The sequence below is a fragment of the Pseudovibrio sp. Tun.PSC04-5.I4 genome (genome assembly GCF_900104145.1).
Lineage (GTDB): Bacteria > Pseudomonadota > Alphaproteobacteria > Rhizobiales > Stappiaceae > Pseudovibrio.
In genome coordinates this window covers 303968-327094 of the sequence record NZ_FNLB01000006.1, presented here as the reverse complement: position 1 = coordinate 327094, position 23127 = coordinate 303968, and the positions used below count along the sequence as shown (strand labels likewise).

20 protein-coding genes are annotated in these 23127 nt (G+C 52.1%); 6 read left to right on the top strand and 14 right to left on the bottom strand.

From position 1 onward, the window contains the following. Window positions 1–123: 123 nt before the first annotated feature. A complete protein-coding gene (locus tag BLS62_RS06535; protein ID WP_093178402.1) occupies window positions 124–942 on the top strand; it encodes a phosphodiesterase in 819 nt (272 codons plus the stop codon). Between the two features lie 67 nt (window positions 943–1009). Here the strand turns inward: BLS62_RS06535 and panB are convergent, their stop codons facing one another. Next, window positions 1010–1816: a 3-methyl-2-oxobutanoate hydroxymethyltransferase gene (panB, locus tag BLS62_RS06530; RefSeq protein ID WP_093178400.1), complete on the bottom strand. Its 807-nt coding sequence runs from the start codon at window positions 1814–1816 to the stop codon at window positions 1010–1012. Window positions 1817–1980: 164 nt separating this feature from the next. Continuing rightward, on the bottom strand, window positions 1981–3042 hold the full coding sequence (locus BLS62_RS06525) for an AraC family transcriptional regulator (protein ID WP_093178397.1): 1062 nt from the start codon (window positions 3040–3042) through the stop codon (window positions 1981–1983). Between the two features lie 151 nt (window positions 3043–3193). Here BLS62_RS06525 and BLS62_RS06520 point away from each other — a divergent pair, with 151 nt between their 5' ends. Both BLS62_RS06520 and BLS62_RS06515 read left to right on the top strand, forming a co-directional pair. Then, entirely contained in the window at window positions 3194–4576 is a 1383-nt protein-coding gene (locus tag BLS62_RS06520; RefSeq protein WP_093178395.1) for a flavin-containing monooxygenase, read from the top strand. Continuing rightward, window positions 4573–5493 (top strand): SDR family NAD(P)-dependent oxidoreductase, encoded by a 921-nt coding sequence (locus BLS62_RS06515; RefSeq protein ID WP_093178393.1) that lies wholly within the window; start codon window positions 4573–4575, stop codon window positions 5491–5493. Before BLS62_RS06520 ends, BLS62_RS06515 begins: the two co-directional genes overlap by 4 nt. Window positions 5494–5553: 60 nt before the next feature. Here the strand turns inward: BLS62_RS06515 and BLS62_RS06510 are convergent, their stop codons facing one another. The 3 genes from BLS62_RS06510 to BLS62_RS06500 form a co-directional block, all read right to left on the bottom strand. Further along, entirely contained in the window at window positions 5554–6867 is a 1314-nt protein-coding gene (locus BLS62_RS06510) for an NAD(P)/FAD-dependent oxidoreductase (protein ID WP_093178391.1), read from the bottom strand. A gap of 9 nt (window positions 6868–6876) precedes the next feature. Continuing rightward, complete coding sequence (locus BLS62_RS06505; protein ID WP_093188522.1) at window positions 6877–7617, bottom strand: glutamine amidotransferase-related protein; 741 nt, start codon at window positions 7615–7617, stop codon at window positions 6877–6879. 101 nt (window positions 7618–7718) lie between these two features. Further along, window positions 7719–8633, bottom strand: coding sequence for a Rossmann-fold NAD(P)-binding domain-containing protein (locus BLS62_RS06500; protein WP_093178388.1), 915 nt, complete (start codon window positions 8631–8633; stop codon window positions 7719–7721). A gap of 91 nt (window positions 8634–8724) precedes the next feature. On the opposite strand from BLS62_RS06500, the gene BLS62_RS06495 reads away from it, so the two are divergent. Both BLS62_RS06495 and BLS62_RS06490 read left to right on the top strand, forming a co-directional pair. Continuing rightward, window positions 8725–9621, top strand: coding sequence for a LysR family transcriptional regulator (locus tag BLS62_RS06495; protein ID WP_093178385.1), 897 nt, complete (start codon window positions 8725–8727; stop codon window positions 9619–9621). 475 nt (window positions 9622–10096) lie between these two features. Next, the gene (locus BLS62_RS06490; protein WP_208990709.1) at window positions 10097–12316 is read left to right on the top strand and encodes a type I secretion system permease/ATPase; all 2220 of its coding nucleotides are present in this window, start codon (window positions 10097–10099) and stop codon (window positions 12314–12316) included. A gap of 76 nt (window positions 12317–12392) precedes the next feature. Here the strand turns inward: BLS62_RS06490 and BLS62_RS31640 are convergent, their stop codons facing one another. After that, window positions 12393–13814: a glycerophosphodiester phosphodiesterase family protein gene (locus BLS62_RS31640; protein WP_244283625.1), complete on the bottom strand. Its 1422-nt coding sequence runs from the start codon at window positions 13812–13814 to the stop codon at window positions 12393–12395. Here BLS62_RS31640 and BLS62_RS32145 point away from each other — a divergent pair. Next, entirely contained in the window at window positions 13711–13989 is a 279-nt protein-coding gene (locus BLS62_RS32145) for a hypothetical protein (RefSeq protein ID WP_244283543.1), read from the top strand. The two genes, BLS62_RS31640 and BLS62_RS32145, sit on opposite strands and share 104 nt — an antisense overlap. 34 nt (window positions 13990–14023) lie before the next feature. Here the strand turns inward: BLS62_RS32145 and nagA are convergent, their stop codons facing one another. From nagA to BLS62_RS06440, 8 genes are read right to left on the bottom strand one after another with little or no spacing between them, the layout of a single operon-like run. Further along, window positions 14024–15172: an N-acetylglucosamine-6-phosphate deacetylase gene (gene nagA / locus BLS62_RS06475; RefSeq protein WP_093178379.1), complete on the bottom strand. Its 1149-nt coding sequence runs from the start codon at window positions 15170–15172 to the stop codon at window positions 14024–14026. Continuing rightward, the gene (locus tag BLS62_RS06470) at window positions 15169–16482 is read right to left on the bottom strand and encodes a class II D-tagatose-bisphosphate aldolase non-catalytic subunit (protein WP_093178376.1); all 1314 of its coding nucleotides are present in this window, start codon (window positions 16480–16482) and stop codon (window positions 15169–15171) included. Before BLS62_RS06470 ends, nagA begins: the two co-directional genes overlap by 4 nt. Beyond that, window positions 16479–17414 carry an ROK family protein gene (locus BLS62_RS06465; RefSeq protein WP_093178373.1) on the bottom strand — a complete coding sequence of 312 codons (936 nt, stop codon included), beginning with the start codon at window positions 17412–17414 and terminating at the stop codon, window positions 16479–16481. Before BLS62_RS06465 ends, BLS62_RS06470 begins: the two co-directional genes overlap by 4 nt. Before the next feature lies 1 nt (window position 17415). Then, complete coding sequence (locus tag BLS62_RS06460; protein ID WP_093178370.1) at window positions 17416–18522, bottom strand: SIS domain-containing protein; 1107 nt, start codon at window positions 18520–18522, stop codon at window positions 17416–17418. A 20-nt stretch (window positions 18523–18542) separates the two neighbouring features. Next, complete coding sequence (locus BLS62_RS06455) at window positions 18543–19553, bottom strand: SIS domain-containing protein (RefSeq protein ID WP_093178368.1); 1011 nt, start codon at window positions 19551–19553, stop codon at window positions 18543–18545. Continuing rightward, window positions 19553–20734, bottom strand: a complete 1182-nt coding sequence (locus tag BLS62_RS06450) for a Gfo/Idh/MocA family protein (protein ID WP_093178365.1) — start codon at window positions 20732–20734, stop codon at window positions 19553–19555. Before BLS62_RS06450 ends, BLS62_RS06455 begins: the two co-directional genes overlap by 1 nt. Window positions 20735–20743: 9 nt before the next feature. Further along, window positions 20744–21844: an ABC transporter ATP-binding protein gene (locus BLS62_RS06445; protein WP_093178362.1), complete on the bottom strand. Its 1101-nt coding sequence runs from the start codon at window positions 21842–21844 to the stop codon at window positions 20744–20746. 59 nt (window positions 21845–21903) lie between these two features. Then, window positions 21904–23124: an ABC transporter substrate-binding protein gene (locus tag BLS62_RS06440; RefSeq protein WP_093178359.1), complete on the bottom strand. Its 1221-nt coding sequence runs from the start codon at window positions 23122–23124 to the stop codon at window positions 21904–21906. Window positions 23125–23127: the final 3 nt, after the last annotated feature.

Sequence of the window (23127 nt, the reverse complement as noted above, 5' to 3'; positions counted from 1 at the left end):
GGAAAATTCACTTGTCGTTTGAGGAAATAAAGACTAGTCAGCCAGCGCAAATATCAACTCAGTAATTCTGCGTTCTTCTAGATCTGCCTGACCAAATACCAATGCCATTTGGAGTGACACACCATGATTTTCGCCCAGCTCACTGACATTCATATTAAGGCTGGCGGGAAGTTTGCCTACAACTGTGTTGATACGCTGAGCCATTTGCGCAATGCGATTGATCACCTCAACGGTTTTCACCCCAAGCTGGACTTCGTCGTCATTAGCGGAGATCTGGTGGATCTGGGAGATGCTGGTGAGTATGACCTGTTCAAGCAAGAGATCGCTCGGCTGGATATGCCGTTTTACGTGATCCCCGGTAATCACGACCACCGCGATGTGATGCGGGAGGCGTTTGCGGACCATGATTACCTGAGCAATGAAGGCCCGTTGCAGTTTTCAATCGAGAAGGAAGGTCTGCGGATTATCGGGTTGGATACGACGAGTGCGGGCCATCCCCACGGGCATTTTGAGGCTGAAAAACAAGTTTGGTTGCGCAGGGAGTTGGAAGCACACAAAGACCAGCCAACGCTGGTGTTCATGCACCACCCTCCTTTCAAAACCGGTATTCAACATATGGACAATATTATGCTGAAACAGGCGGATGAGGACTTCTGGCCTGTGTTTTCCGGTTATTCTCAGGTGCTGCAGATTGCATGTGGACACGTTCACCGTGCCATTGAGACCTTCAAAAATGGTATTCCCGTCAGCATCTGCCCTGCCTCTGGTCATCAGGTGGCTTTGGATCTGGATCCTGAAGGCGAGCCAAGCTTGGTAATGGAGCCTCCGGCAGTACGCATCTTCCGTTGGACTAAGGGCGAGCTGATCAACCACCTTAGTTTCATTGGTGATTTTGGCGCGCAGCACCCGTTTTTTGGTGGTGATGGCAAACTGATCAATTAGTCCGAAACGCCCCTACACTCAGGCGATTGATGCGCGTTTTATACGGACTCTTTTTCAGAAACAGGCTTTAGTAGGTTTCGTCTTCTGCCGGAAATTGCTCGCGGCGCACGTCATCGGCAAACTTTTTCACACCGTCTTCGATATGCGTTTTGAGATCTGCATAGCGACGTACAAACTTAGGTGTCTTTTCAAACATGCCGAGCATGTCGTCGGTTACCAAAATCTGTCCATCACAATCAACTGAGGCGCCGATGCCAATTGTTGGGACCGCGATGGTGTCTGAGATCTCGCGGGCAACCGCGTCCTTGGTGCCTTCAACAACAACGGCAAACGCACCGGCTTCAACAACCTGCTTGGCACATTCAAGCTGTTCTTTGCGGCTCTCTTCGTTTTTGCCAGCAACCTTGTAGCCGCCTTCCACATGAAGGTATTGCGGACGCAAGCCAATGTGAGCAACAACGGGAATACCGCGATCTACCAGAAAACGAATGGTCTCTGGCGCTGCGGAGTTGTATTCCAGCTTTATAGCCTGACAGCCCGTTTCCTGCATCACACGCAGGGCATTGCGATAACCAGCTTGCGGGCTTTCCTCATAAGAGCCAAACGGCATATCCACCACGACCAACGCTTTTTGAGAGCCACGCATAACGGCCTTACCGTGCATGATCATCATATCCAGAGTGACTGCTGTTGTGTCTGGCAGGCCGTGGAGCACCATGCCAACGCTGTCTCCAACAAGCAGAAGGTCGCAATGGTCATCCAACATCTGCGCAATTGGCGCGGTATAGGCGGTGAGGCAAACAAGCTTGTGCGTGCCTTTGGCCTTCATGATGTCCTTAATGGTCTTCCTGCGAATTGCAGCTTGGTGAGACATAGTGTTTGGTGCCCGTTTTCATAGTTCTGTTGGTCTTGGGTGCTAGGTTTTTTGAATTCAGCGCGTAAGCAGCGTTTTGCCCCAATACTCACGGATCCGGTTTTGCGGACCATATAAAATAACGCAGAGATACCCAATGGAACTTTCGGTGAGCTGTGCGCCCCTCATAGTTGTACCAATGTTTTTCTAAAGCGTGTAGGTGTTTCGCCCGTCCAGTGTTTAAAGGCGCGCCTAAATACCCGTGGGTCTGAGTAACCAACCTCGATCGCTATCTGCTCCACCGACAGACTGGACCACAGCAACAGCTCCATAGCGTGAGATTGCCTAATTTGCGAGATGATATCGCGGAAGGATACCTCCAACGCCGCTAGTTTTCGCCGGAAACTGCGTTCACTCATGGAAAAAACACCCGCAATCTCCGCGATGGTTGGATTGGTCTTCAGACGTCTGCGGGTTTCTTCCTCGACGTTTTTGAGGAAACTCAGGCGGTTGCTTTCCTCCTGCATCATACTTGTGAGCAGCGCATTTACCTCCTCCAGCACAAACCGATCTGCTGTCGCTAAAGGTTGGCTGAGGCTTTGCGCGTTGAAATGAAGTGCGTTGCGGGAGGTTTTGAAAGTCACCGGGCAACCAAGAGCGGTTTGAAACTTGTCTGGGTTTTCCGGCTCGGCTTGCATCATCTCGATGGCTTCAATGGCTTGCTGCCCAGCCGCTGTGTACTGGACAACACGGGCCATGGAGGCAAACAGCTCCTGCACGAAGAACGAGAGCAGAGCCGGTTCGTGAAAGCGGCTGCGCGCGATCATTGCAAGGGAGCTGCCCTGCTGTTCCAGATCAATCTCCAGCATACTGCCTGTCAGCCGATGAAATCTGATGCCGAATTCAAGCGCATCTCTGCCGGTTGCGCTTGCCAGAATGCCAAGGCTGACCAGACCCAACGATGTGATGGATTGGCGGTGCCCCACGGCAAGGCCGAGGCTTTCATCTCCAGTCAGGCTCAGCGCTTTTAATATGATCAATCTGCTTTGTTGATAGGACAAGCGCATCTGGTGAGACAGCAACTGCGTCAGATCCGTGCGCTGGTCTTGCAGCTGGTGTGGCAGGATTTGTTCAACCGAAATGCCGCGATGTTCCAACTCTTGCAGCACGTATCGCAGCAGGTGTGGTGGCACTTTGGCGTCCTGCGCCCTCGCCTTGTGTGGTGGTTCCTTTAACTCTGCATCCATCCAACTTACCTCCCCCAAAGGCAGATACTAAGGGAGAGAGTCGTCTGACCGCAAGTTATGACCGGAAATGTCCGGGTTACGTCCGCATATGTCCTTCAAACCTCCCGATAACTTACCCTAAGGTACTTCTTTCGCAGTTCGGGAGGGAACGGTGGACATACTTGATAGAGGTGATGCAGTTTGCATTGCAGGTGCGGGCCCGGCTGGGTTGGTTATGGCACGCGCCTTACAGCACAATGGCATTGAGTGGGATCAGTTTGACCCAAACCCGGATGTGGGCGGCCTTTGGGATATCGAACACGACGGCACAGCCATTTATGACAGCGCTCATTTTATCAGCTCGCGCAGTCTTTCCGGCTTTGCTGATTTTTCCATGTCAGAACATTTTGCGGATTACCCCAAACACACAGAGATTTTGAAATACCTGCATGATTTTGCTGAGACTTACGGTTTGCGAGATAAAATCACCTTCTCCACCAAGATCATGAGCCTGACAAAAACTAAAACGGGGCGCTGGCAAGTTCTGCTTTCTAATGGAGAATGCCGTGAGTATCGCGCCGTTGTTTGTGCAACGGGTTCTCAGTGGCAAGCCAATATGCCCAACTTCAAAGGTACATTTGACGGTGAGATCCGGCACAGCCAGACTTACAAAAACATGCGCGAGTTTGACGGTAAGCGTGTGCTTGTTGTGGGGTCTGGCAACTCAGGGTGTGATATTGCCTGTGATGCAGGCAGCATAGGGGAGAAGGCTTTCCTCTCCATGCGCCGGGGCTACCACATTATTCCCAAACATGTATTTGGTATGCCTGCGGATGTGTTTGCTGATGGTGGGCCTGACCTGCCGGTGTGGATGATCCGGCCTTTCTTCACGATGCTCCTGCGCGTGTTTAACGGTAACCTTCAGCGATTTGGCATTCCCAAACCGGACCATAAGCTGTTTGAGACGCATCCACTTCTCAACACCCAACTGGTGCACGCCTTGCAGCATGGTGATGTGACGGTAAAACCTGATGTGGACTATCTAGATGGCAAGCATGTTGTCTTTAAAGATGGTAGCCGTGAAGAGATTGACATCATCCTTTGTGCAACAGGTTACAACCAGTACCTAGATTTTGCTGGTGAGTACTTCAGCTATGAAGGCGGACGGCCCAAACTGTTTATTCAGGCAGCCTCTCGTGAGCATCGCAACCTGTTTGGCATCAGCTATATCGAGACCAACTCCGGCGCATATAAGCGGTTTGATTATATGGCAGGGTTGGTTGCCAACTATCTGAGGGACCAGCGAGATGCGCCAGACAAAGCCGCCAAGATGGAAGAGATCATCCAGAGCGAGGTTCCTGACCTGACTGGCGGTATTCGCTTTATGAATACTCCGCGTCATGCTGGATATTGCGATGCGGTAGCCCACACCAAATATGTGAAGAAGCTTTACAAGCGGATGGGTTGGATTTTGCCCGACCAAATCAAATTCAAGCGCAATGCCTCAAAACCACAAAGTGCGCTTAGACCACAAAAAACGGAGGAAACTGCATGAGCTCCTACCGTTTCCAAGGCCGCACTGCCGTTATCACTGGCGGCGGCGGCGACATCGCAGGTCATATTGCCAAGCGTTTGCATAATCGCGGCATGAACCTTGTGCTGGCAGATATAAACGGGAGAGCAGCGCGAGAGCTACAATCTCAACTGGATGGTTTGAAAGTTCATGTGTTTGAAGGTGACCTGACCAGACGTGATGAGATGCAAAGGTTGCTGCGAGAGACGGAAGAGAACTTTGGCATCTTGGACGTTCTGATCAACAACATGGCAATCACCAAGGTCGCTCGTTTTCATGAACGCTCGCCTGAGAGCATAGAGGACGAAATCACAATCAACCTGCTCTCACCTTTGATCCTGACACGATTGGCTGTGCCGTTTCTGCTCAAAGGGGATGACCCGCGTGTGATCACCACGACCTCTTTGGGTGGCATTCAACCACTTCGAGAAACACCCATTTATGCTGCCACCAAGTTCGGGTTACGCGGTGCCATGCTGTCCTTTGGGCTGGATGAAGACCTGCACGGGATCAAAGTGAGCTGTGTTTTGCCCACTGCCACGGATACCTACATGTTGCGCCAAGAGGCGATTGAAAATGGCAGCGTTCTGAATTTCATAGATGAGCCTCAGTCTCCCGCCGTTGTTGCTGATCAGTTCGTGAAGCATTTGGAGAATCCGTGTCTTGAGCGTTACCCAAAGGCCAGCGACTCCTGGCTAACACGGCTTGCTATGCTGCTGCCCAACCAGATGCCTCGCATTCTGCCGTTCTTTGAGAAGAAAGGCAGGCGCGGCATGGCGAAGTATATCGCCTCCTTGCGGCAACGAGGGTTGCTGATTGAGGTGGATGGTAAGCTGTACCAACGGCAGCGGCTTTATTTGGATAAGCCCGAGATGGAGCAAGAACTAGACCACAGCTAAGCTGGTTGTTTTCATGCGTATTCTTATCCGAAAACCGGATCCACTTTTCGGGAATGCGCTCTAAAGCCTGTCTCGCAGACTGTAGTAGAGCATGGCGAGCACCATCAATGGCCATCGCATATGACGGCCACCGGGGAAGATGTGTGTGGGAACCTTCGCCATGACATCAAACCGGCTGGCTTGTCCGTCAATCGCTTCTGCAAGTACTTTTCCGGCCAGTGTTGCCATTGCAACGCCGTGGCCTGAGAACCCGCTGGCGTTGAGGATGTTGGGCGAGATCTGGGCGAAATACGGCATACGGTTGAGGGTGATGCCCAGCGTCCCGCCCCAACCATAATCAATGCGGGTGTCCTTTAACTGCGGATAAATATCCAGCATAGGTTTGCGCACAAAGCTCTTTATATCCGCCGGGAATTTGAAGCTGTAGCTCTCCCCGCCGCCAAACAACATGCGGTTGTCCGATGACAAGCGGTAATAGTTGATGACGAACTTTGAATCGGCAACCGCAACATCATCCCGGATCAGTGACCTCGCCAGATCCTCACTCAGCGGCTCGGTTGCGATGATGTAATTGTTGATGGGCATGACCCGTGCGGCGACTTTCTTCTCCAGCTTGTCGATGTACCCGTTGCAGGCATAGATCACATAGCGTGCAGTTACAGAGCCATTTGCCAGATTGATCGTTGCTGGTTCGCCGTTTTGAACTTCATCGACCTCAGAGTGTTCAAAAATCTCCACACCCGCAGCTTGGCAAGCCTGTGCCAAACCCAGTGCAAAGTTGAGCGGATGCAGGTGAGCTGCGCCCCTATCCAGCATTCCACCATGATACGCCGTTGTATCTAGCATCTGCAGGAGTTTCGCTTTATCTACGAACTCGATCTGGTCATAGCCATAATCGCGCTGCATCTTTTCCGCGAGCTGCTGACTGTGTTTGACGTAACTCTTTTTGTGATCAGCGTGGAGAATCCCCGGCTTCAGATCGCACTCAATTTGATGGGTTTGGATCAGATTTTTCACCAAATCCTTAGCGTCCTCCGAAAGGGTCCAGAGCGCTTTGGCACGCTCTAAGCCGACAAGGTTTTCCAGATCCTCTTGCTCCAACCGCTGACCGCTGCCTAGTTGACCGCCGTTTCTACCAGATGCTCCCCACCCGACACGGTGAGCTTCCAGCAGTTTTACGCTGTAGCCGCGCTGTGCCAGATGCAGAGCCGCCGACAACCCCGCATAGCCAGCGCCAATCACGCACACATCGCAGCTGTGATCGCCCCTAAGGGTGGGAAAGCTGAGTTGTTTGTTGACGGTAGCCGCGTAATAGGACGCTGGATACTGTCCGCTCTTATCGTTTGCGTGGAGAAAGCCTTTTGGTAAAGCCATAAAACCCGCTTACTGCTCGTGCCGTTTTTCACTCACCGCTGCTTGCTGGATGAAATTAACAATCATATGAGCAACCTCGCTGATTTGCATGGGCGCTTCAGATGAGGCAATCGCTTTATCGGCAATTTCAACGGGCAACGTATCGCCGCGGCGCTCTTTAAACAACGCGACGGCATAGTCTTTGTCAAACTCAGGATGCCCCTGAAAGGTGAGCGCCCGGCCTTGATAATCAATGGCTGCAAACTCGCAGAAGTCGGAGGACGCGATGACGTCTCCATCCTCGGGCAGTTGGGTCACTTGATCCTGATGGTATGCCTCAATGGAAAAGCTGGTCAGCCCGTCTGGCATCCAGCCCGGATTTTGCAAAACGTAATAGGTATAGACACCGCAGCCCCAGCCTTTGCTGGATTTTCCGGCTTGACCGCCCAGCGCTTCTGCCAGCAGCTGATGACCAAAACAGATGCCGATAATTGGAACGTGCTGGTCATAAGCAGATTTCAGGAATTCTTTTAGCGGTTCGATCCACTCCAGATCATCATAAACCCCATACTTAGAGCCGGTGATGAGCCAGCAATCGCACGTATGAGGTGATTGCGGCAGCTCTCCATCTATGACCGGATAGGTTTTATAGTTCCAATTCGCTCCCTGTTCCCGCAGAAGCTTTTCAAACATTGTCGGGTAATCACCGAATGTTTGCTTCAGATTTTCGGGCGGGCGGCCAACTTCCAGAATTCCAAGATTAAAAGTCAAAGAGCACTCCAAAATTCCACAGGGCAGAAGCCGCATAATATATCAGGATGGACTGTGTAGTTATATCCTGCGGGTTCCGGTCCTGTAAACTCTTGGCGGTGCTAAGCTGCTCTTTTGTGCAGGTTCAATAGCTCAGCAGGCTGAAACTTAAATTTTGGCAAGTAGCTGATTGCCCGACACAGGGCTTCCCGTTGCGGTGTTGGTTGGAAATCAGGAAGCAGCTCATTAAACCGGGTGGCCTCCATCCAATGGGGTGTATCCCAGAGATACCGCATTTCCAGCAGGTGCTTTGCCATTGACCAAAATGGCTTGCTGAGTTTTATCGCCCACCAGTCAAACGGTTTGATACTGCTCTTCTGGTTGGTAATTGCCGTCAATTCATTGCTGAGCTCCAACCCTGTCATAGTATATCCGGGAAATGAGATATCCTCGTAGGTGTTCAACTGCTCTCGCCTTTCCAATAATTGCACAGCCGCCCACGCCATATCCGGAAGGTAGGCCCAAGCATGGGGGATGGTTGGTTTGCCCGGATAAACGAGTTTCCCCTTCTCCAGCTTGGTTGCCATGATCAAATCAAACCAGTTTCCGCTGGCAGACGTATCAAGGAAATCCCCTGCCCTAAGCAGGATCGTCTGGACGCCGGAGGTTTTGTAGAGGCGCTCCATCTCTATGCGGATCAACCCCAGTTCATTGGTGGCCTTTTGAGGTGTATCCGGGCCGATTGGGGATTGCATCTGCGGGCCGTAGCAGTAGTTGTTTCCGGGCATTACCACAGTTGCGCCAGAATGCTTTGCCGCCTCAATCACCTTTTTTGTGAAGGCGAGCACGTCCCGCTTCCAGTGTGTGTATGGCGGGTTAGCGCCATTGACGATTACAGCGACGCCTTCAGCGGCTTTCTTCATGTTCTGCATTGAACGGTCATAGCTGCGGGTTTCCCAGCCGGATGCGTCCAGTCGTGCAATCATATTTTTGGAAAATCGGCCAGATGCACCCAAAATCAAGGCGACAGGTTTCATAGCAAGCTCCTGTGAAGTTTGTTTCTTGCTTCACTTTACGCCGAGTATTTCCTATGTAAATTCGAATGGATTGCAGATATAATATTCAATTATGAATATCAAGCTGAACCAACTTTCATGGGATTTGATTGCTGTCTTTGTCGCTGTTGCGGAGACTGGTAGCCTTTCCGCCGCCGCAAAACGATTGCATCAAAGCCAACCGACAATAGGACGGCAAGTCAAGGCCATTGAAACAGCGCTTGGCGTCTCGTTGTTTTATCGGCATCAACGCGGGCTTGGCTTGACTGAGGATGGGCAAGCGCTTCTTCTGCCAGCCAAAGCCATGCATTCGGCCGCTGCCCAGTTTTTGTTGCAGGTTGAGGGGCGCAAGCAAGAGGGCCTTTCTGGCACCGTGCGCATAACGGCTAGCCATGTGATTTCCAACTATGTTCTGCCGAAGTTGATTGCAGAGTTTCGGGTGGACCATCCCGCCATACAGGTTGATCTGGTTTCCTCCGATGATGCGCAGAACCTGCTGTTTCAGGAAGCCGATATTGCTGTGCGCATGTTCAACCCGACACAACTGGATATTGTTGCCAAGAAGATTGGAGAGACACCGCTTGGGCTTTATGCAAGTCAGGCATTTCTGAATCGAGTAGGTGTACCCAAAACCCGCGAGGACCTGTTTGCGTTGGATTGGGTTGGTTACGATCAGTCAGATATGATCATTCGCGGGATGATTGAAGCCGGACTGACTGTAGACCGGGATTTCTTTTCCGTTCGATGTGATGACCGCGTGGTTTACTGGGAGCTCATCCGTGCAGGTTGCGGAGTTGGCCTTGGGCAAATCGGTATCGGCTCAAAAGACAAGGGTTTGGTTCGGCTGGAGGTAGAAGAGCACCTGCCCGCTCTGCCTGTCTGGCTTGCCTCCCCCCACACATTGAAGCAAGTTCCCCGCATAAAGCTGCTGTTTGACTACCTTGCGGAGAGGCATCCCAAGCTGTTGTGAGGACCGCATACGCCGCCCCCATGATCTATCACCCAGCAGAATGCACGGGGTAGAGGCACACATCTTGGTTACTTCCCACTATCCTCAGCTGTACACAGCCTAACTCTATCATTGTCGATTATTGATGAGTTTTTTTGGGGGTGGTTGATCAGGAAATACTCAGCATTTGGATCTTTTGGGCTTTGAAGGCATAAATGATAGATCTTATATATCACAAAAACCACTCCCCCGATTTTAACCAGTCTATCTAACGGTACGATTTCCCGAGATTGCACCAATTTACTCAGAGTGTTTTCTTAGGTGCAGCAAGAACACACGAACTTCTTAGCGGGAACTGAAGAGCAAGTTGATTTTAGTAGTGCGTTGTATCCGCTTACTTTTTCACTTCTCGCAAGAAGACCAACAAACCGCAGTCCCAGATATGTTTTGGTCACTCCATTTTGCAGTGACACACGTTCATCAGGGGATCTGCGCAATGGAAATTTTTAGCTCGTCCAGCCCTCATGCCCTCAAAATCGAGGAAGGTTGCCATCCAATGCATGAGGTGCTGGACCCCCTCGTGGAAAGTATTGCTTACATTTCGCGGGTAAACGGGAATTTCCTCAGTAAAACAGCAATTACAGCTGGTCTTCCTCTTCAGGACAAACGATTGAAAATTTCTCAGGTGGAGCGCGCCTCTGAAAACTGTGGGCTCTCAGCACGGAAGCAACGCATTGCTCTCACTGACCTTTCTTGCACCAATGTGCCATGCCTGCTGGTCTTTCACGACAAGTCTCTCCGCATCCTGACTGGCTATGACAATTCCACGCGACAAGCGCAGTTGCTTGACCCTGAACATTTGAATAATCCGCAGTATCTGAGTCTGGATATTCTCCAGCGTGCTTATTCCGGTAATGCAGTCCTGTTTCATCCTCTGCGCTCCCGAGGTGTCAACGGTAAGCTCGCACAAAAAGGTAAGCACTGGTTCTGGCCGGAGTTCACTTCATTCTGGCCGGATTATGCCTATATTACAGCGGCTTCCGTACTCATCAACTGCCTTGCGGTAGCCTCGCCTTTGTACATCATGCATGTCTATGACCACGTTTTGCTAAATTTTGCGGCTTCCTCCTTTTTTGCCCTGACACTCGGTGTGATGATTGCATTGCTCGGCGACAGTGTGTTGAAGATTGCGCGATCTTCCATTCTCAATCGGCTTGGGAAGACAGCTGATCTTCAACTCGCCTCCAAGATTTTCTCTCATATGCAACATGTGGACTTCACTGCAAAAACAAAGAGTTCTGGAGAATACGCAGGGACCATTCATGAGTATGAGAAGATCAAAGACGTCTTCAGCTCCACTGCCCTCATTGCCTTTTTTGACTTCTGTTTCATCGGAGTCTTCATCTGTGTCCTGTTTTTCATTGTTGGCCCCATCGCCTGGATACCCTTGTTGGCTATACCTCTTGTCTGCCTGATCAATCTGGCAGCCCAGTTACCACTCGCATGCAGCACGCAAGCCGCAAGTGCGGAGGGTAGCAAGCGGCAAAACATCCTTATGGAAACGTTGTCCGGGCATGAAACCGTTCGTGCTCTGAACGCAGAAGCGCATATGCAAGCCAAATGGGAACAGTCTGTTGATCGCAGCAGTGAGATCCATTTGCGAAGCCGATACTGGTCCAACCTTGCCTTGAGCAGCACTGGCAATGTGCATGGCATGGTCGCTATTCTCATCATGGTCTGGGGTGTTTACCGGGTGGATTCGGGCGTTGTGACCATGGGCGGGTTGATCGCTGCCATGATGCTTTCCTCTCGCGTGTTTGCTCTCCTCACCTCTGTTAGCAATGCGCTGGTGCAATTGCGGCAAGCGCTTCATACCTATCGGCAGCTTTCCGAATTGATCAACTTGCCCACTGAGCGCAAACCAGACCGCGTAACGGCGAACCTGCGGGTGTGCCGAGGCGAAGTTCAGTTCCGAAATGTCAGCTTCGCGTATCCACAGAGCGAGACGGCAAGTCTTTCAGGATGCAGTTTTACGGTAGAACCGGGCCAGACCGTTGGCCTGATTGGTTGCATTGGCTCTGGCAAATCAACCTTTGGACGGCTGATAAGCGGGCTACGTTATCCCACCGAGGGAGCAGTCCTGATTGACGGGATCGACACCCGCCAGTTTGACCCGACAGACCTGCGCAGTTTTGTGGGGTATCTCTCGCAGGAAACCACGTTGTTTCAGGGGAGTTTGCGGGAGAACCTGTGCGTTGGGCTGCCTCACCTCAGCAATGAAGAGATTGAGGAGGCTTGTGCCGTTACAGGCTTAGACAGCATCGTTAAAAGGCATCCAGCAGGCTACAACATGCAGGTCGGCGAGAATGGCAATGCGCTGTCTGGCGGTCAGAGGCAGTGTGTTGCATTGACCCGTATTCTGCTACGAAAACCGAGGATCCTGTTTCTGGATGAACCTTCCAGTCAACTGGATTTCGCTGCAGAACAACGGCTGCTTACTGGGCTGAAGCGCTTCAACAACGGCTCGCTGACCCTCATCCTCAGCACGCACAGGACTTCCCTTTTAAGGCTCACCACCCACCTCATCGCGCTGGATCAAGGGCACATCGTTGCTGACGGTCCAACTGAAGATGTGATGCAGCAACTGCAACAACCCTTCATTCATGAAGTTGCCCAACCTGCTCAGGTGCCGATTGAAGAAAGGCTCAGAGCATGAGCCCCTTCATCAAACCATTTACCAAAGTAGGCGCCGAGGCCTTCCGTATACATCAGCGAAAGACCTCGATGTTTGATCAGGCTTCGACAACGGGTCGATCAAACTCAACCGTCAGACCCATTTCACGGCAAATTCTAGCGAATAGGAATGGCTTGTCGATGTTGACCATATCCGCGCGAGCATCGATGATTTTTTTAAAGACCTTCGGGTCATCCCCCATGTAGGCCACCATGGATTTGACACCCATTTTTCTGCAGGTTTCAAACTCGGAAAAATCTTCGTTGCTGCTGAATTCAACCAAGTGGGCACCCTGCCAGTTGATCGCCTCTTCCACACTGTCAAAATCCAGCCTGCGGGTCATCAACAATGCCTCCTTGGACTGGGTTCTGACATCTGCGACGCTTTGGGAAACAAAGGACCAGAAGAAACATTTGTGCAGGAGCCCGTGTGACTGGACAAGCTCCACAACACGTTTGGCAGATGCGCTTTTAAGCTCAACATAGAGCTCACCATCATACAGCTTAGTCAGGGTTAGAATCTCATCAAGCGTTGGAATCTTCTCGTTTTTGAAGAAGGGATCAAACCAGCTGCCAGCATCCAAATCACGCAGTTCTGCGAGTGTTTTCTGGACGACAGGACCGGTTCCGTTCGTGGTGCGCTCCAGCAATGGATCGTGGATTACAACCAGCTTGTCATCGGCTGTGTAGTGGGTGTCCAGTTCCACATGGCTAAAGCCAGCGGCAAAGGCGCAATGGGCTGATGACAGGGTATTTTCCGGTGCAATCTTGTTGGCGCCACGGTGGCAGACCACCTTTACCGGCCAGTTTTTGCTTGGGCGGAAAGGTTGAACCAGTTCTGGCCGATCTGAGCAGATACCAAACACAGGCAGGCCGCGAATGTCTGCCATGCGGTTTGGGTCTTCCTCACGCCAAAGAGCAATAACCTTGCCTGCCTTCTCCGCTTTTTCGAAGAAAGCAGCATCCAGCAAATCCTGCGGGCGCTTCATACGCTCCCAGCAAAGATGCAGTACATCCGCGTCACCGCCAAACTCGAACGGGTCTTCACCAATAGGGATGAGAGAAGATACCGGATAGGTACACCCGGCTGCTTGCAAAGCCTGCGTTATCTTTTGGCTGAATGCGCCAATGACAACACGTTCCAAACCAACACTTTGCAGGATCTTCAGTGACGGAATGGCGGCTTCTTCTGCTTTGATATCCGCGTAGACACCAACACCGTATTTTGCGGCAAGTTTTACGACCTCTTCCAGTGTTGGAACAGGAGTACCTGCTGTGCTGGTCTGCTTCAGAATTTCAGAATAAGAATGTTCAGAGGCAACGCCACCAGTCGGTAGGTTTGGATCGTGGAGGACGATTGGAACATCATCCACACTCATGCGAACGTCCAGTTCCCAAAAATCTGCGCCCAGTTCCTGCGCTTTCTCAAAAGCTGCAACTGTATTTTCCGGCGCATACGCGCTAGCGCCACGATGGGCGATGGGCGATGGGCGATGGGCGATGGGCGATGGGCGATGGGCGATGGGCGATGGGCGATGGGCGATGGGCGATGGAATAGGCCTGCTTGGGCTTAAGCCAGCTCCACTTCATGCGATTCTCCACAATATCTTAGGTAAACTAATTTATTCCAAAATCGCATTTAGCATGGAAATATAACAGCGGCTTTACAAGAGGAGATCGCTGTTACAATTTAGGTAATCGGGGAAAATGACTTAAAGTCAGGTGATATCAGGAGAATATCTGCGGAGTTGGCTTGGTCCAGAGTCGCTACCGACTGTTCCAATCCCATCAACCGTGCGGGATTGGTAATGCCCATGCGCAGAGCTTCCTCCAAAGGACGGTTCAGAACCGTCACCAAACGCTCAATTGATTCCAGCATGGTGACGTGTGCACCGGCTAATGAGCCTGCTGCATTGATCAGTTTGCCATCCTGCAAATAAATGTTGTTTCCGTACAGATCGAAACTATCCGGGCCGCCGACTGTTGGCATGGCATCGCTGACGATGATCATGTGATCTTGCACAGGACGCGCCCGCATTGCGATCTGCAACATCTCATCTGCCACATGATGCCCATCGACAATGATGGAGCAGTATGCTGAACTGCTGATGCCAGTTCCGACAGCACCCGGTTCGCGGTTGACCATCTGGGACATGCCGTTGAACAGGTGGGTGAAGAGGTTCGTCCCCTCTTCCAAAGCGGGTTTGATCTGGGCTGCGCTGGCATCCGTATGGCCGATGGAAACAACAGCCCCCATCTCAACCAGTTTGGCGATGTCACCCTTCTCAACAGCTTCTGGTGCGACGGTGATCAGCACCGGGATATCTCTATCGCGCAGCTGACGGATCAGCTCATAACTGCGTTGATTGATTGGGCGAACCCAGCTTGCTTCGTGTGTTCCTTTGCGGGCAATACTGATATGCGGGCCTTCAATATGAATGCCCTGAATACCGTGTTTGCCGTAAGCATCCTTCATCGCTTCAACAGCATCTTCCAACACTTGCGGTGCATCGGTGATAACCGTTGGCAGCAAAGCTGTGGTGCCGAAGGTGCGGTGCGCATCGGCAATCGTGAAGAGGCCTTCCGGCGTTGGCGTGGTGTTGTAAAGAACACCGCCGCCGCCATTGATCTGAATATCAAAGAAACCGGGCGTTAAAAGACCGGATAGTTTTTGAAGATGTGCTCCCTCGGGCAGTGCATCTGCCGGACATAAGCCTGCGACTTTGCCGTTCACAAAATGAACAGCTGTGCTGTGCATCAGGTTTTCGCCGGTGAATACCTGATCGGGATACAGCCATGTATCGCCCTTGTCTAACAGATTGCCCAAAGCGGTGCTCATAGAGCCTCCTCAAGCTGAGGTGCCTCAACTCTTTCAAAATAATAGGGTTCTAAGGCCAGCTGAATCTGAGCAAGCACAAGCGCCTTCTCTATGCCAAAACCATGGCGCTGCAAAGCCCGCGCACGGTCAACAACTTGAGATGCAAACAGTTGAAGCAACAGTGTTTCCGGTATTGTGTGGTTTGCTAGAGATGCAAAAACGGCAGTTAGGGCACTTTGCACTTTCTCCTGCGGCCAATAATACCGCACGCGGTCCGCATAACTGAAGTGTCTTAGCAGGCGTAATTCCTGCCCTGATCCCTGATAGTGAGAGCGCCAGTATTTTGGCTCCGCCAGCATTTCTGCTTCCAGCACCTGTGAGATTTTGGGAGAAGTCCTGCTTTCGCCTTCCAGCCAATCCAGCACTTGGTCTAATGCATAGATTGCTTGCCTGTAAGCAAAGGTCAGTGCCGGGCCAACTTTCTGGATGGCAAAACCCATGGTTGCCAAACGCGGGAACGTGCTGTCAAATTGGTAGTCGGTGCTATGGGCTTCAAAAACTACGTTCTTGAACGGATCCAGTGCTGCTCGCAATGCTTTGCCGTCACCTGCCGGGAGGTGATCGATGTGGAATGGAGAGAACTCCACGCCGGGTTGCACAACAAGGCCGCAAATACGCGCTTTTGCTGCTTGTAGACCCAGCTCATCAAACTTTTCGAAATGCATTTGCAAGGTCGCGGAAGCACGTGCGGGCGGTGTCGGTTCGATACCGTGACCTTCGTCTTCCTCGCGTGCACCGCCGGGAGGAGGAACTTCCGTACCAACGATGTAGTTGAGTTTGCTTGCGTCCGGCGCATATTCTTCACAGACAGCAGCCAGCTCTGCGGCGCGACCTGCGCTGAGGTCATCACCCACCTGCGCGTCTTCGCCTGCACAGCCTTCAGAACAGTCCAGATGAATTTTGGTGAAACCAGCTTGCACGTAGGCTTTCATCAATTCCTTGGCTTTTGCCATGGCCTGATCAGCTGGCATGGAGCGCCACACTTGAGGACCAAGGTGATCCCCACCCAGAATAAGCGCCGTTTCCGAAAGACCAGCCTTGGCGCAAATGCCTTTGACGTAGCCTACGAAATCAGCGGGCTTCATTCCGGTGTAACCACCATCTTGATTGACCTGATTGCTGGTGGCTTCCAACAGCAGGGTCTGGCCTTTTTCTGCAGCCAAGAGTGCTGAGGCAAGGATGACATCTGGTTGCGCGGAGCAGATGGATGGCATGGCGATGCATGTCCCAGCCCGGTTTGCCGCAATCACCTCTAGTAATGGATTGCTCATAGCGCTTCTCCCAGAATTTCGACATTTTGTGTTGCAGCCAATGCAGCACCGCGTGTGCCGCTGCTGTCACCGAATTGAGCGATGATGATTTCCGGTGGCTCTGTCTGATCTAACAGGATGCCCGGCAATGCTTGTGCGATAATGCGGTCAATGTCGGGTATTTTGGATAGGCCACCCCCCAGGACGATACAGTCCGGATCCACCGTGCATTGCAGGGCTGCGACAAGCTCCGCTGCAATACGGGACCACATGCGCATGACTTCTTGCATTTGTGGGTCGCCAGCTGCAGCGGCTGTGGTGATGATTTGTGCGTCTACCGCGTTGCCCGTCACGTGTTTTGCAAGGCGGCTCATGCCCGGTCCAGCGAGGTAGGTCTCATAACAGCCCGTGCGACCACATCCGCATTGCAGACCATCCAGTTCCAGGTCCTTCAAAGCAGTATAGGGAATGCCGAGATGTCCGTATTCTCCGGCAGCTCCATTGAGGCCGGATATCATTGTGCCGTTGGAACAGTAACCGCCGCCAACTCCAGTGCCGAGAATGAGACCAAAGACGGAGGAATAGCTGCGCCCCGCGCCCAAGATCGCTTCCGACAGAGCGAAGCAGTTGCAGTCATTTTCAAAGGTGACGGCTCTGCCCAGTTTGTCGATGATATCCTGATGAACTGTGCGGCCTGAGGCCAGCAGGTTCGCGGTTAGGAATTTGCCCGTGCGTTTGGAATGGAAGCCGGGAATGCCGACGCCAACCGGCAAGCCTTTGGAGCCGGAAACATCTTCCAGCCACACCACCATTTCGCAAAGGGCATCTACCAGATTCTCGTAGGAATCCTGCGGTGTTGGAATGCGTTTTGTCTCAGCAACGGCCCAATTATCATCAAAGGCTGTTGCTTCGATTTTTGTTCCGCCCAGATCAATTCCGCCTGCTCGCACCATCTCAGGCCTCTTCCAACGCGTAGAGTTTAACGCCGCTGACAACGCGGGTGAGTGTGCCCTGCCCCTCAAACGGATTATCAACGTTCATACCGAGTTGGTTAGACCACACAATGCCAAGCCACTGAGCAATGAGAACGTTGAGAACAGAGGTCCAGCCATCATCCAGAGTACAGGGAATATGCACATCTGCCTGTGCTGTGTTGCCAATAGAAATGACCGCATCACCGCCAAACTGGGCTTTGACTTCCGCGATCAGATCCAGATCGTATTTGCGGGAATGTGGGTTGTTGGAGATGAACACAAAGAGTTTGGTTCCCTCGGTCACAAAGGACTTAGGGCCGTGGCGGAAGCCTAATGAGCTGTCCCAGATAGACGGGATTTTGCCGGCTGCCAGTTCCATCACCTTCAGTGCGCTTTCGCGGGCGACGAACGCAAGCGGCCCTGACCCAACAAAGACTGCACGTTTGGGTGCCGTGATCTTTTGTGACAAGCGATCACTGTCTGCGATGATCATTTCTGCTGCATGGCCCAGCTCTGCCATGTTGGTTGCTATCTGCTCAACGCTGTCCTGTCCAAATACCGATAGGGCTGTCAGCACCATGGTGGTGAAGCTGGAGGTCATGGCGAAGCCACTGTCGTGGCATTGGTCAGGCAGGAGGATAACCTTTTGGTCTGCACCCGATGCTGGCTGGCGCGTTGCCAATGCACTGTCTTTGTTGCAGGTGATGTTGAGCCGCGGGGCAGCGGGGAACACAGCATCGAGCAGGTCCAGCGTGCCGATGGATTCCGTTGAATTGCCACTGCGCCCGAAGGAGACAACGAGGGGAACAACACCCTTGCGTTGGAACGCTTGCGGGGCGCTGACAAGATCAGTTGAAGGAACAGAGCGCAACGGCAGATCTGATGTGGCATCCAACGCCCGGCATAGGATATCGCCGATATAGGCAGATGTCCCGGCCCCACAGAACCAGATTTCTGTCGCGCCAGATTTCCTGACCCATTCTCTTAGTTCCTCAATTGAGGTCGAGAGATGCTGGCCCCAAAGGGTCCAGATTTCCGGCTGAGCCTGAATTTCGCGCGTAGTTGCCCATTTGGTCAGATCGACCATTGCGACATTCCTTCTTATTATTAGATAGTTACAGTAACTTTAGACAGCGTTTCCGGTTGATCAGGGTCTAACCCTAACTGGAGCGCAATTTCCAAAATAACAGGGTACATGGCTCGTAGCAGCATGGCAGAGCTTGCAGCTGGTGTTAGCCCCTGCGCCCCTACATCCTGCGGGGTTAGGCGGAATACGTTGGCGCCAACAGCCTTAAAGCGCGTTTCTGCAAGGCCAAGGCTTTGCTGGCTCGCGTCTTCGCCGGTGTCTAAAATGATCACGCTTAGCGGTTTGGTTGCCAATTGCAGAGGACCATGCAGGACTTCTGCTGCTGAATAGGCCTCTGCATGAATAGCAGTGGTTTCCTTCAGCTTGAGAGCCACTTCATGGGCAGCGCCAAAACCACATCCACGCCCGATCACATAGACATGCTGGGTTTCTTTCAGCGCAGCAATGAGCTGGCCAGCCTGACCAAGTTTGGCATCTGCGCTGGCGAGCATAGCTTTTGCAGCCGCTTCACATGCTGCCGCATAGTCCGGCTTCAAGGCAGCCAGCAGCGCCATGCCTGCTGCAATGGTGCAAATGACTGTTTTGGTGGCAGGAACAGCCTGTTCAACACCTGCTTTGATGTCAACACACGCATCGGCCTCATTGGCGAGCGGCGAGCCTAATGTATTGGTCAGCGCAATTGTTTTACCGCCACCTGACTTGAATCCGATTGCAGCGCTGACCAGATCCTGGCTCCCTCCAGATTGAGAGAACATCAGAGCGGCCGCATTGCCCAGCTGCAATCCGTTCCCCAAGCTGAATACTGAAGGCGGCAGAGTTGTTACCGGCTTCTTCAACTGCGCCATAAATTCATAGGAGATCAGGTTTGCAGCTGCATCCGAACTGCCGCGCGCGATGGTATAAAACGCATCAACTGCGGCGAGGTTTACTGCCGTTGCAGTTGCTGTGAGGTTCTGACGAACCCCTTCAGCAAATGCAGGAATTGCCTGATCTATCTCAGCACGCATGAACGCGCCGGGGAGTTTGGTCACTATACCGATTCCATCTTTTTGTTTGTTGCTGCGGACCCACGCAGATTGAAGCTGTCAAACTTCTCCCAGAATGGGGTGAGGTCCACGACCTGTTTGCTGGTGCGCGCCTGATCCAGTGCGAGCGCAGCCACGCCTGCTTCCAAGGCATCCACGACGGACACTGGAAGGCTTTCCATTTCACCACGCAGGTATGCGCAGAGGTCCTGACACATCATGTCATCTGCGCCGTAGTGAGCACCCGGACGATCGATGGACTTGGAGTAATCCTCATCCACCAATGTTTTGCGGGTGTGAGAGTCTGTTACCTTGAGATAGCCGCGCATGAAGTCGCCCTCGGCCATGCCTTTGGTTCCCATCACACAGAACCGGCGATGTTCGTCCGGTACGTTGATGTTGGTGTGGAACGCCATGGACGCGCCGCTCTCGTATTCCAAGATTGCAGTCTGGTGATCGACAATGTCGCCATCGGACAAGAACGGGTCATCCGTTGCTTCCCAAATGGATTTTTTCTGGTGATACACCTGCGTATCTACATCTTTTGCGGGCGCGTTTTCTGGTGTGAATGATTTACGCCCACCGAAGCTTGCAACGCGGATCGGGCGTGAGCCTGTTACCATGTTGTAGATGTCGAGATCGTGACAGCATTTCTCCAACATAAAGCCGCCGGAATATTTGGTGTGGCGGCGCCAGTCGCGCATAAAGAAGGCACCATGATAAGGTGCGATATGCTCGTTGGCTTCAATGGAGACAACTTCCCCGATCTGGCCAGCGGCTTGTGCAGCAAGCAAGTCTCTTGCATGTTGTGCGTAACGTAGAACCAGCCCGATCAGAACCTGATCAGAACCATGTTTGGAGAGCAGCTCGGCCAGTTCCATGGTTTCATTCATGGAGATGACAACAGGCTTTTCTGCAAACATTTTGATGCCAGCATTCAGACCGCTTCGGATGTGGTCCAGATGCATGTGGTTAGGAGACCCAACGAACAACAGGTCTGCCTTTTCGCCAGTCAGCATCTCATCAAGACTGTCATAAGCCTTGATGGCCTCGTGATTTTTGAGGCGCTCAATCTGGTAGGGTTGTGGATCGACATAGGCGACCACTTCCGCCTCGCTCATATGAGCTTGTAACCGCTCTAACACGCTGATTGCGCGCAAGCCTAAGCCTACTACGACGATACGCATGCGTTTCTCCTATGCAAGTTCCAGAGCAGCCAACCGCTGCTGAGCTTGACCATCACTGTTAAAGACGTAGGCATCTTCCGGCTTCACACTCAGTTTAATGGTGGAGCCTTCTCGGATATCTGCGATGCCCGGCAAGCTTGAGCAGAACGGAGCATCGCCCTGCACCTTGCCATGAGCTATCGAGGTTGCGCCTAGCCGTTCCAGCACATCCACTTCCATGCTGATCGGGCCGTTTTCATCCAAACGAACATGTTCTGGACGAATGCCCACATCAACTGTTTCGCCTGCCGTCAGACCAGCCGTATCAACAGAGATACTCATGGTGCCGCCGTCTTTCAGCTGCACATGCAATAAGCGCTCTTCAACACGGCCAACGATGGCCGGCATAAAATTCATTTTCGGATGGCCAATGAAGCCTGCCACAAATTTATTGAGTGGGTGCAGGTAGAGATCCATCGGGCTGCCGCACTGTTCCACAATACCGCCATTGAGCACCACGATGCGGTCTGCCATTGTCATGGCTTCCACCTGATCGTGGGTCACGTAAATCATCGTGGTATCAAGGCTTCTGTGCAGCTTGGAGAGCTCAACACGCATGTCTCCGCGCAAGGCAGCATCCAAGTTGGACAGCGGCTCATCAAACAGGAAGACCTTTGGGTTGCGCACGATGGAACGACCAATAGCAACACGCTGGCGTTGACCACCGGAAAGCTGGCCCGGTTTGAACTGCAGGCGCTCTTCCAGCTGCAAAATGGATGCTGCTTTGTTGACGCGTTCTTTGATTTCGTTTTCCGGGCGCTTGGCGACACGCAGCGGGAAGGCAATGTTTTCATAAACTGACAAGTGCGGGTAGAGCGCGTAGCTCTGGAACACCATGGAAATTCCGCGGTCAATCGGGTGGGCTTCTGAGACGTCGATGTCGTCGATCAGAATAGACCCTTCCGTTGCCTCTTCCAAACCAGCCACGATCCGCAACAGGGTTGTCTTTCCGCAGCCAGAGGGGCCAACAAATACAACAAACTCTTTGTCTTCAATCGCCAGACTGACGTCTTTCAAGACAGTTGTTGGTCCAAATGATTTTACGATATTTTTTAGCTGAAGCGTGGCCATATTTGTCATCTCGCACTGATTAACGGGGAGAGGCTGTAACCAGCCTCTCCGGGTTTTGCCTATTTGAACTCTTCGAGTTCTTCAGCAGCGATCGCCACCAGATTTTCAGCAGTATCGTCTTTCAGGAGGATGCCCTGAATCATGGAGTTCATGACAGTCTGCATAGCTTTGAAGTCAACAAAGAGAGGCTCTGGACCACCTGTCTGGATCGGATCTACGAAGACTTTCCAGTATGGGTCATCCATGTAGTAAGGCTTCTCAATTCCAAGCTCTTCATACTTCAGGATTGGAGCAAGTTCAGACCCGGGATTGCCGTCAACAGCATATTGAGATTCGCCGCTTGTCAGCATACGCGCAAACTTCATTGCAACGTCTTCATGGCCTGAGCCTTTGAAGACAACAATGGAATCTGTAATCAGCAGAGTGCCGCTTACACCGCTTGGACCAGCTGGCATTGGAACGGTTTTCTCGTTGATCTCATCTTTATGCTGAGCTCGTCCCCAAGGACCATCAATGTACATGGCAACTTTGCCATCATTGTACAGATCACGCACCTGAGTCCGCTCAAACGCAGTTGGACCATCTTGAGAAACTTCTACAAGTTTGCCGTAGAATTTCAGGGTTTCCAATGTGTTTTTGGAGTTCAGTGTGATCTCGTTGGTAGACGGATCAATCACCTGACCACCGTTTGAGTACAGGTAGTTCAGGAACTGGTGCATGGTGTTGTCGAAGTCTTTACCCGTAAGACCGACACCTGCTTTGCCCGTTTTTTCCTTGATGGTTTTAGCTGCCGCATACATGTCATCCCATGTCTTTGGTGCTTCACATGCAATGCCAGCTTCTTCAAACAAACCACAGTTCATGAACATGGCTTTGGTTGAAAATGCGTGCGGGAAACCCCAGAACTTGTCGCGGTAGCTCACGGTATTCAGAACGCCCGGCTGGTAGCTCTTTTGCTGATCTTCCGCAATCTCAACTGGAACGATCAGATCATTCTCAGCAAGCTGCTTTAACGTACGGGATCCCATGTAGGCAACAGAGGCAGGGTCACCAGCAGCTGCGAGCTTAAGTGATTTATCCTGACATGTGCCCCATGGAAGACTTTCCATGTTGACTGTGGCGCCCGGATTGGCCGTTTCAAATTTTTTGATCAATGCACGGTCTGCATCCAGACCGTCACTCCCACAGCGGATGTAGTTTACTTCTACTGCCTGTGCAGATGAAGCTGCAATCATCGCAGCTGCGCTTGCAGCCATTGCGAATAACACTTTAGTTCTCATGAT

Excerpts from the sequence above, each read along its gene's own strand:
- BLS62_RS06535 (WP_093178402.1), top strand. The coding sequence starts at position 124 with ATGATTTTCGCCCAGCTCACTGACATTCATATTAAGGCTGGCGGGAAG.
- panB (WP_093178400.1), bottom strand. The coding sequence starts at position 1,816 with ATGTCTCACCAAGCTGCAATTCGCAGGAAGACCATTAAGGACATCATG.
- BLS62_RS06525 (WP_093178397.1), bottom strand. The coding sequence starts at position 3,042 with ATGGATGCAGAGTTAAAGGAACCACCACACAAGGCGAGGGCGCAGGAC.
- BLS62_RS06515 (WP_093178393.1), top strand. The coding sequence starts at position 4,573 with ATGAGCTCCTACCGTTTCCAAGGCCGCACTGCCGTTATCACTGGCGGC.
- BLS62_RS06510 (WP_093178391.1), bottom strand. The coding sequence starts at position 6,867 with ATGGCTTTACCAAAAGGCTTTCTCCACGCAAACGATAAGAGCGGACAG.
- BLS62_RS06500 (WP_093178388.1), bottom strand. The coding sequence starts at position 8,633 with ATGAAACCTGTCGCCTTGATTTTGGGTGCATCTGGCCGATTTTCCAAA.
- BLS62_RS06495 (WP_093178385.1), top strand. The coding sequence starts at position 8,725 with ATGAATATCAAGCTGAACCAACTTTCATGGGATTTGATTGCTGTCTTT.
- BLS62_RS06490 (WP_208990709.1), top strand. The coding sequence starts at position 10,097 with ATGGAAATTTTTAGCTCGTCCAGCCCTCATGCCCTCAAAATCGAGGAA.
- BLS62_RS32145 (WP_244283543.1), top strand. The coding sequence starts at position 13,711 with ATGCGAACGTCCAGTTCCCAAAAATCTGCGCCCAGTTCCTGCGCTTTC.
- nagA (WP_093178379.1), bottom strand. The coding sequence starts at position 15,172 with ATGAGCACCGCTTTGGGCAATCTGTTAGACAAGGGCGATACATGGCTG.
- BLS62_RS06470 (WP_093178376.1), bottom strand. The coding sequence starts at position 16,482 with ATGAGCAATCCATTACTAGAGGTGATTGCGGCAAACCGGGCTGGGACA.
- BLS62_RS06465 (WP_093178373.1), bottom strand. The coding sequence starts at position 17,414 with ATGGTGCGAGCAGGCGGAATTGATCTGGGCGGAACAAAAATCGAAGCA.
- BLS62_RS06460 (WP_093178370.1), bottom strand. The coding sequence starts at position 18,522 with ATGGTCGATCTGACCAAATGGGCAACTACGCGCGAAATTCAGGCTCAG.
- BLS62_RS06450 (WP_093178365.1), bottom strand. The coding sequence starts at position 20,734 with ATGCGTATCGTCGTAGTAGGCTTAGGCTTGCGCGCAATCAGCGTGTTA.
- BLS62_RS06445 (WP_093178362.1), bottom strand. The coding sequence starts at position 21,844 with ATGGCCACGCTTCAGCTAAAAAATATCGTAAAATCATTTGGACCAACA.
- BLS62_RS06440 (WP_093178359.1), bottom strand. The coding sequence starts at position 23,124 with ATGAGAACTAAAGTGTTATTCGCAATGGCTGCAAGCGCAGCTGCGATG.